The 9198-nt window shown below is 69.3% G+C and carries 6 protein-coding genes and 1 pseudogene; 3 read left to right on the top strand and 4 right to left on the bottom strand.

Annotated features, from left to right (window positions below; genetic code table 11):
- The first annotated feature begins 275 nt into the window (after positions 1-275).
- A pseudogene (locus AB0G14_RS33930) lies at positions 276-1642 on the top strand (IS1380 family transposase).
- Positions 1643-1725: 83 nt separating this feature from the next.
- Here AB0G14_RS33930 and AB0G14_RS33925 read toward each other — a convergent pair.
- Entirely contained in the window at positions 1726-1983 is a 258-nt protein-coding gene (locus AB0G14_RS33925) for a hypothetical protein (RefSeq protein WP_357704608.1), read from the bottom strand.
- Between the two features lie 449 nt (positions 1984-2432).
- Between AB0G14_RS33925 and AB0G14_RS33920 the strand changes: the two genes are divergently transcribed.
- Positions 2433-3236: a hypothetical protein gene (locus tag AB0G14_RS33920; RefSeq protein WP_357704606.1), complete on the top strand. Its 804-nt coding sequence runs from the start codon at positions 2433-2435 to the stop codon at positions 3234-3236.
- Between the two features lie 44 nt (positions 3237-3280).
- Here AB0G14_RS33920 and AB0G14_RS33915 read toward each other — a convergent pair whose 3' ends face one another.
- Entirely contained in the window at positions 3281-6109 is a 2829-nt protein-coding gene (locus tag AB0G14_RS33915) for an AAA family ATPase (protein ID WP_357704604.1), read from the bottom strand.
- 154 nt (positions 6110-6263) lie between these two features.
- The gene (locus AB0G14_RS33910; protein WP_357704602.1) at positions 6264-6767 is read right to left on the bottom strand and encodes a hypothetical protein; all 504 of its coding nucleotides are present in this window, start codon (positions 6765-6767) and stop codon (positions 6264-6266) included.
- Positions 6768-7165: 398 nt separating this feature from the next.
- On the opposite strand from AB0G14_RS33910, the gene AB0G14_RS33905 reads away from it, so the two are divergent.
- Entirely contained in the window at positions 7166-7753 is a 588-nt protein-coding gene (locus tag AB0G14_RS33905; RefSeq protein WP_357704600.1) for a sigma-70 family RNA polymerase sigma factor, read from the top strand.
- Here the strand turns inward: AB0G14_RS33905 and AB0G14_RS33900 are convergent.
- Positions 7731-7991 (bottom strand): zf-HC2 domain-containing protein, encoded by a 261-nt coding sequence (locus AB0G14_RS33900; protein ID WP_357704598.1) that lies wholly within the window; start codon positions 7989-7991, stop codon positions 7731-7733. The two genes, AB0G14_RS33905 and AB0G14_RS33900, sit on opposite strands and share 23 nt — an antisense overlap.
- Positions 7992-9198 lie beyond the last annotated feature (1207 nt).

The raw sequence follows: 9198 nt of genomic DNA, 5'->3' as shown, positions 1-9198 counted from the left end.
CTCCACGATCGACGGCGTTCCGCACACCCAACCATGATCCAACCCGAACGCCCCAGGTCAAGCCGACCCGCCGACGAGCACCTGACCAGTCACAGCAAAAGTTTCCCCATGTTGCCAGCTATTAGCCTCGGCCCTTCGTTAAGGGCTGTCCAAGGAGTGGACCGAGAACGGAGAAGTGCCTTCTGATCAGGGAAATTAGGGCTTGTCGAGAGTCCTGTTAACCCGTCACGGAAGGCACTTGCTGGGTGAAGGCTACCGCAACACGTCCGAAGATCATGGTGACCGGGGGTGGGCGGGGCGTGGTCGGTCACGCCGGTGCCCGGCTGCTCGCCGACCTTGCTGATGCGACCGGGTTGACCAGCGCATTCAGTCAGGCCCTGGCGGGGTTGCGGCAACGGCAGCGCGGACACGACCCGGGCCGGATCGCCGTCGATCTGGCGGTGATGCTGGCTGACGGCGGCGAGGCCATCGCCGACCTGGCGGTGCTGCGTAACCAGGCTGGCCTGTTCGGGCCGGTCGCCTCAGACCCGACCGCCTGGCGGCTGCTGTCGCAACTGGACGAGGCGACACTCGCCGTGCTGCGGTCCGCCCGGGCCCAAGCCCGCGAGGTCGCCTGGGCCCAGCATGCTGACACCCGCGGTGACCTGCCGCGGGCCTCTGCGGCTGGCCTGCCGGTCGACGGGCTGATCCTGGACATCGACGCGACGATCGTGCTCTGCCACTCCGAGAAGGAATCGGCGACCCGCACCTGGAAGAAGACCTTCGGCTTCCACCCGTTGCTCTGCTTCCTGGACAACACCGGCGAAGCCCTCGCCGGACTGCTGCGCGAAGGCCGGGCCGGCTCGAACACCACCGCCGATCACATCACCGTGCTCGACCAAGCCCTCGCCCAGATCCCCGACCAGCATCGGTATGGCACCCCGATCCTGCTCCGCGCCGATTCGGCCGGTTCCAGCCAGGGGTTCCTCGCCCACATCCGATCCTTGCGCGACCAGCACCTGGACATCCGGTTCTCCGTCGGTGCCGCGATCACCGAGGCCGTGCGGGCGGCGATCCGGGCCGCGACCGGCTGGGTTCCCGCCGTGGACACCGACGGTGACCTGCGCGAGCATGCCGAAGTCTGCGAGATCACCGGCCTGTTCGACCCGACCGGCTGGCCGGAGGGCCCCGGTTCCTCGTCCGCCGGGAACGCCCACACCCCGGCGCCCAACTGTCGCTGTTCGACACCATCGAAGGCTGGCGGCATCAAGTCGTCGCCACCGACACCCCACCCGGCAGCGGCAGCCTCCAGTTCCTCGAGGCCCGCCACCGCGGCCACGCCCGCGTCGAGGACCGGATCCGCTGCGGGAAGAACACCGGCTTCGGCCGGTTCCCGTCCCGGCACTTCGCGATCAATCAGGCCTGGCTCCAACTCGCCCTGACCGGCATCGACCTGCTCTCCTGGACCCAGGTCCTGCTCCTGGACGGCGAGTTGGCCACCGCCGAGCCGAAGAAGCTGCGCTACCGACTGCTGCACGTCGCGGGCCGGATCACCCGCACCGCCCGGCGAACCCGCCTGGCCATCGCCGCCAACTGGCCCTGGACTGACGCCCTGACCAGCGCGTTCAGCACACTCGCCACGCTACCCCGGCCCACCGGCTGACCCCGGACTTCACGCCACGACCAGCAACACGGAGGAACCCGGCCCCGCGCCGGGTCCTCAACATGCATCCAAAACAACGGCAATCACGCAAATCGGACCCACCAAGAAGCGGCTACGAAACCGTACTCAAATGAAAGACCGAGGTTAGCGCGGATCAGACCATCGATTACTCCGGCCGCGACGCGGGGTTGCTCGCGTGCCGCGCGGAGGCACCCGCATTCGCTCAGCCGGCGCAGCACCGGCACCAGGTCGGCGGCCGACGCCTCCATCCGCCCGGCCGCGTCGATGAAACCGATACGGTCGTTGCCGGCTTCGGCGCGTTCAAAGGCATCGACGATCACCGCGCGGCAGGCCATCACCCAGGAGCGTCGGTGGCCGCCTGCAGCCCACCCAGGTCGGGAGCCTCCTCCGCCAAGCCGTAAGCGTGCGACAGCGCGGCCCAGCCCACGGAGTTGAGATCATTTCAGTACCAGGCACAAACGCCGATCGGAGACGCTGCAGATCGCCGAGGTGATCGCATGTAGCACCCAAACCGCGGCGGGACTGGGCCGATCTTACGGCGCTCGCCGCCCCGGTCAGGCATAGCGCCCGCTGTCACCCGTCCGCCCCGAACCCCTGGGGCGGATCAAGCACCCGGCCCGTCCGGTGAACCAGCCACCGGTGCGTCACGTATTGATGTGACGCGGAGCGGCGCCGAGAGGTGCAGGCCAATTCACGGCAGGCCGCTCCCGCGATGAGCGGCGTGCGTGGAGACGGCGCTCTGCGGCTCAAGAGCTGAGAGTGAGGCGGCGTGACGAAGGAGCTCGACCGGCCGACGGAGCATTGGAGCAGTTTCATGCACGGCCGCGACATCCGCGGTCACCGCCGGGTGAGGACCAAGCGCAGTCGGCTACCGCCGGTGGCGGGTGTGCTGGCGGTGCTGACCCTGGCAATCGCCGGTGCGAATGCCATTTCACCCGGTCCGTCGCGGGTGAGTGGCCCTCAGTCGCTTCCGTCGGCAACGGCGGTGCCCGTCGAACCGGTTACCGACCTGCCACCGGATCCGACCCAGGCGAGCTTTGCTCCGTCAGCGGCGGCAGGTCCGGCAGCTCGATCGGCGACACCGGCGACCCGCGTGCCCTCGCCTGCGAAGCCCACCCCGTCCCGACTTGCGGAGCCAGGTCCGGTCGGGAAGTCACCCACTCCCCAGGCTTCGACGACGACGGGCCAGCCGGTCCCGTTCGTGCCCCAACGCATCGAGGCCGAGGCGTCAACGACGCAGATCTCCGGGGGCGCCGCCGTCGTGCGGTGTGGTAGCTGCATGGGCGGCGCACGGGTTGGGTACATCGGAGCAACCGAGCAGGTCATCGTCGTTGCGAATCTGCCGAGCTCCGGGCTGCGGACCATACGTGTCACCTACGAAACCGATGGACTTCGACAACTCAAGATCAAGGCAAACAACGTGGACGTCGACGCGCGGTGGCTGAACGGTGGCGGCTGGGAAGTGCCGAACTCGTTCGAATTCACAACAACGCTGCCTGCTGGCCCGTTGCGGTTGATGTTCTACAACGATGTGACGTCCGCACCTGATGTCGACCAAGTCGTCATCAGCTGACGTACGAGGTCCTCGCTTGACGGTTTCCTCGAAGGGAGTGCCTACTACGAAGTCGCCAACTCCCGCGCAATGTCGACCCGCGAATGGCCGCCGAGCTTCGCGAGGATGTGCGAGACGTGGGTTTCCACGGTACGGCGGGACAGGAACAGCTGGGCCGCGATGTCGGGGTTGGACTGGCCGGCGGCGACGAGGTCCGCGATCTTCCGTTCCGTCTCGGTGAGAGCTTCCCAGCCAGTGGTGGGTCGGCGGCGCGGTCCGCGGCGGCCGCGGCGGATGCCGTGGACTCGTAGGCGAGCGTCGGCCCGCATGATGTCCCAGGCCGCGTCGAGCGACGTGTAGACGTCGATCGCCCGCGCGAACGCGGCCCGCGCCGCGGGCTGGTCACCGCGTTCGGCGTACAGCACGGCGGCGTTCTCCAATGCCTGCGCGCCGAACAGGGGATAGCCGATGCGGTGAAAGGTGTCGGCGGTGGCGAGGATTCGCTTGGGGTCGGCCGCCAGCAGGCCGGCGCAATGCTCGGCCGTAGCGGTGGTGGAGGGACGCGCCTGCCGCTCGGCGGCAGCGGCGACGGCTCGGGTCGCAGCGGTGGCGGTGGTATGGTCGCCGCGAACCAATGCCAGGCGGACCACGTCGGCCAGCCACATGGGCGCGTCCGGGGTCAGCTGGGGAAACTCGCCGTCCCCCACTGGATCGAACGCGGCCAGCAGGCGCGCCAGCGCCTGGGCGGGCTGACCCTCACGTTCGGCCGCCAATGCCCAGGCAACCAGCACGAGATCGGCGTACAAGCGCAAAGCGTTCGCGGGGCTTGTCAACTCCTCGATGCCGGAGAACTCCTGCTCCGCCGCCGGGCGATCGTCGCGGTGGACCGCGATCAACGCCCCGACCCCGCGGCCGGCTAGTCGATACGCCATGTCGGTCGGCAGATCGGCAGCAGCCTGCAGTTCGGCCAGCGCCTCGTCCCACCGTCCCCGGTAGAAGCTGTAATCCGCGATCTGCGCCCGCAGATTAGCCAGCCGGGGCGGAGTGCCGGCGCGCTCGGCGAACACCATGGCCCGGCCGAAGGCGTCGTCGGCCTCGGCCGAGCGGCCAAGGTTGCCCAGGGCAGCAGCGTGATTGGTCATCAGCAGCAGTCGCAGATCGGCGGCCTGCGGCTCGTCCCCCAGTGCTCCCAACGCGAGGTCGATGGCCGCCGCATACGCCGCGATGTCCCGCCGCTCGGAGAGCTCGAGCGTAACCATGGCGTGCAGGGCGTACCCAACCGCCAGACGGTCACCGGCCTCGCGCCCCACGGCCTCGGCCCGCGTCGCGGCGGCTCGCGACTCGTCGAGGCGACCGAGGGCGCACAGCGAAAGGGCCCGCAGGGCGTCCAGCCGGGCGGCCCAGACCGGTGGCAACCCCGGCCGCTCCAGGGTGTCCTCGGCGACCTCGACCGTCTGCTCGTACCGCCCCATGCGCGACAGCGCGTACCCCAGTGTCCAGGCGACCCGACCGGCCACCACCGGATCGCGGCTGAAGGCCAGCACCGGACGGGCCAGCTGCTCGACCTGCTCATTGTCGCCAAGCTGCGACAGCGCGACCGTCAGGTCGGCAGCCAACCGCTCCCGGCGCGGGTTGGCGTCAACCCTGTCACGGACCCGCTTCAACAGCTCGACCGCCACCCACGGCGCCCGGTAGGCCAACCCCACCGCCTCCCGGGCCACCCAATCGATCATCCACTCGTCAGCCGTTTCCGGCCCGGCCAGCAACTGCTCGGCCACCTGCTCCAGCGGCACCCCCGCACCGGCCAGCGCCTGAGCCGCCTGCCGATGCAACGCCGCCCGCAAGCTCACCGGCATCCCCTCGTACAATGCCTGCCGGATCAGCCCGTGCCGAAACACCAGCCGATCCCCCGACGCCGCCAACACCCCGCCAGCCACCGCCTCATCCACCACCGTCATCAACTCGGCGGCCGGCTGCCCAGACACCACCCCCAGATCATCGACCGTGAACGCGGACCCTAATACCGCCGCCAGTCCCAGCACCGACCGGATCCGCTCCGGCAGGAACCCCAACCGCCGCCCGATCGCCTCCGGCAACGACCCCGGCCACTCCCCCGCACCCGTCAACTCCGCCACACCCGCCACCACCCTGATCCGCGACTCCCGGACCAACGCATCGACCACCTCCCGCACGTACAGCGGGTTTCCCCCCGCCTGCCCGGCCAGCTCGCCCCACGCCCCACTCGGCACCGCGCCCACCAATCCGCCCACCACCTCGATCACCTGCGGCGCCGACAACGCTCCCAGCGGCAGCACCGTCGCCCCCCGCTCAACGAAGTCCCGCCGCGTTGCGGCCATTTCCGGCCGGCGTGGCACCGGCCGGCACGCCGTCACCAGCAACAACGGCGCCTGGGCCGTGGCGCGACCCAACCGCGACCACACCGACAGGCTCGCCTCGTCCGCCCACTGCGCGTCGTCGAGCACCAACACCACCGGTGTCACCGAGCACAACCGATCCACCAACGCCAGGATCTGCTCGCCCAACAACGCCGCCACATCCCGCGGCGTCAGCAGCTCCGCCCCACCCTCCCCCCGCAACAACCCCGCTAACGGCGCCCGCAGCGGATCCACCGAATCCCGCCCCACCAGCAGCGCGTCCAGCAACACCTGCAACGGAAATGGCGGCAGCAACTCCGGCGCAGACCCCGCGTACACCGCACACCCCAACCGCGCTGCCTCATCTATTGCCGCCGAGATCAGTGTCGACTTCCCGATGCCCGGCTCGCCCTCCACCCACACAGCCCCGCCCCGGCCCTCGGCCAGGCCCGAAATCAACTCCCGCAACGCCGCCAACTCGGCATCCCGACCGACCATAGGCAAGGCAAGTGAACGCATGCCGCCACGATAGGTCGACCATCGGCGAAACGTGGTCCCGCCGACACCGGTGGCCGAGACGTGGACACCGGTTCAGATACGCCACCAGACAGCCGCCGCCGGTGCTCCGCACCGGGCGAGTTGATCCGGCCTGGCGCTCAACGCCCCACGGGGATCATGGCGTCGTCGTCGAACACCAAGCCCGGGCCCTCGCGATCGACGGGCCGATCCCGGGTACATGAATTTTCTGCCCCAAGTCGAGGCCGTCGGCGTCGGTGACGAAACGCCCGGATTGAACCGACCTCGGCTGACAGCACGTCCACTTCGCCACACCGCCATCGCGCGAGCGCGCGGCGGGATCGCGTACGCCCTCCAGGATCTCCGCCCGGCCGCCGAGCGGCGGTGCCCACACCGCGGCGCCAACGCTGTCCGCCAGGTCCAGCAGGTGTGCTCGCAGGCGCCTCTGCTCGCTCGGGTCCACTGGCCACTCGAGCCACAGCCTGACGGCGGCGCCGAAAGCGGCAGCGGGGGAGGCACGGCTGCCAGTCTGGCCATCGACGGCACTCGTCGCTCCCGAGTAGTCGCCCATCAGGAACCTGCCGGCGACAACCCGGACGCCGATCGTGATCAATTCGGGATGTCCGGGGCCCGAGTGGACGGCGTCCTCCCGCCAGGTCACGAAGTCTTCCCGATTGGCCAGGCTGAACCCGCGCAACGGAATCGACCGGGCGACCACACCCGATCGACGGGTAGGAGCTCATTCGGGGGCGTCGTCCTCAGCCGTCACTGGCCGGGTCAACGGTCGACGCGACCGTTCGCAGTTCGACCCCGGCCGACGTGACCAGCACGTCGCGGCCAAGCGCCTCCGCCACGGCGATCAGTACGGCCCCCCTGCCAGGCGGTCCCTCCTCCCGGTTTCGCCGTCACCGGTAGTTCGAGCGGCGATCGGTTTCGGGTCAGAGATATGAACTCCCGTCGGGTGCGGCTCGTATGGCAAAGACCAGAGGCGACACATCGACGGAATGAGAGAGATGTGGCACTGCGACGATGCCCGCCGGCCGGACCTGCGACCGCCCGATGACGATGGAGGACAAGGAGCCTGAGGACGAGATGTCGAAGGCCGTTGCGCCGAAGTCTCTGGAACTCGCGTCGGATGCCCGGATACGCGAACTTTACGAGGCGCACGGGCCTGGACTCCGGGCGTTCCTGCTGCGGCTGACCTGGGGCGATTGGCATCGAGCCGAAGACATCCTGCAGGAAACCCTGATGCGGGCCTGGCGCCATCCGGAAGCGCGGGCCGAGCCCGCCGGATGGAGCCGGCCCTGGCTTTTTACCGTGGCGCGTCGGATAGCGATCGACCAGGCACGCGCCTCCCAGGTGCGCCCCAGCGAACTGGGCGACCACCGGCTCGACGATCGACCTGATCCGGACGACCGGATCGAAGAAGCCATCGACCGCGAGGAGGTTCGCGCGGCCCTGCTGAACATGCCGGACCGGTTCCGCGACGTGTTGATCGAAGTCTATTTTCAAGATCGGTCCGTTCCCGAGGCCGCTGAGATCTTGGGAGTTCCCGAGGGGACTATCAAGTCCCGGACCTTCTACGCGCTACGCGCACTGCGAGCGGCACTACTGGAACGGGGATTCATTGCGGATCAGGCCGAGTAGCGGCGGGCCAGCTGGCGGACGGTCGCTCCTCACCACCACCGGGCGGGCTTACGTCCTTCTCCGCGAGCAGGGCCAAGCCTGCAACTACCTCCCGGAAGCCCTCGTACTCTGTGCGGCATTGCTGGCAACGCGCGATGTGCGCCTCCATCACCCGACGCTCGTCGTCCGGCAGGGCATTCAACGCGAAGACGCCCAGCGCCAGCCTGAACGGGTCATCCGAGCTGTCGGGGTGACTCATTCGATCTCTTCCTGGCCGTTAGACGCGTGCCGACTTCCTCGCTGAGACGACGCGCCGTCGGCGCGGGGGTTCAGCGACCCACGATTCCAGCCGGTCGTTCGTCACTGATCCAACATTTGCAGGCTATCGGCGACCCGCCGGAATGTCTATGGACCAGCGAGCGCGTCTGGGGTCTTCCCCCATGAGCACGACGGTGTGGGCTGGTTTGACCGCGAGACCGCCCGGCGTATCAGGGGCAGGTCGAATGACGCTGTACGGTAACGACCTGGGTCGATTCTGGCGACCGATCGCCAGCCAACTCGTCATACGACCGGACCACCCGGGACGCCCGCCGGGACGGAGGCGTTCGCCGCATCGCTGACGTGACGGCGGCTCCCTGGCGCCGCAGCGTCCGCGCGAGGGCGTGGAGCATCCGCTGCCGTGCGGGACCAGCCAAGGTGATGACGTCGGGGATTTGCGCGAGGTCGACGAGGAAGGCGTTGCCGCTGCGAGAGCCGAGATCGACGACGCAAGGCCCGGACAGCGGCGTCTCCGTGCCATCCGCCGAGGCGTACGGCGGATTCCCCGGGTCCGAACCGCGACCGGGCGTACGACGACCACCTCCGTGCAGCGGATGAGGTCGGCTGTCAACACCAGGTCGCGGGGGTCCACGGCACGCCCGGCATGATCGGTTCGTGCCGGCAGCCCGCACCGGCGTCGGAGGTCGCCGGGGTGACCGCTACCGCTATCCGCGCCGCGGTTCCGGTGAGTACGGCGGCAGGGCGACGTATCGAGCGCACATCGACGGAGCTGGACCGAAGATCGGATTTCGCCCCGGTCTGCGCGTACCGCCCCGCCCGGGCGATCCTGACTTCTCTCAGGCACTCACGGACGACATCGAGGGCGACGAGCAGCAGTATCGCCGGGGCGACCAGCCACGCGCAGTGGAGGTTCCATCCCGCCCCGGTGTCGGCGCGCGGCGTGCGCCGCCTCTGTTGCCACTCCGGGCGGCGTGGCGGCCGGGGCGGCGAGGGCCGGCTCCCCGCCGGCCACCGTGCTATTCCGGGACGCCGCTTCGTCGGCACCTTGGCTCTCCCGCGGCGCCGCCCCGTCCATGTCGCTGCCTCCGGCCCCAGGGCCATTGCGTGTTTGGTGGATAGTCGCTTGAGCTGGGGTTATGTAAGGTGATCGGCCTCTGTGGAGGTGGTTGGGGCGGGTGAGATCGCCT

It is taken from the genome of Micromonospora sp. NPDC023814, assembly GCF_040639595.1.
Lineage (GTDB): Bacteria > Actinomycetota > Actinomycetes > Mycobacteriales > Micromonosporaceae > Micromonospora.
The sequence above is the reverse complement of the archived record's forward strand: the minus strand, read 5'-3'. Positions and strand labels throughout refer to the sequence as shown.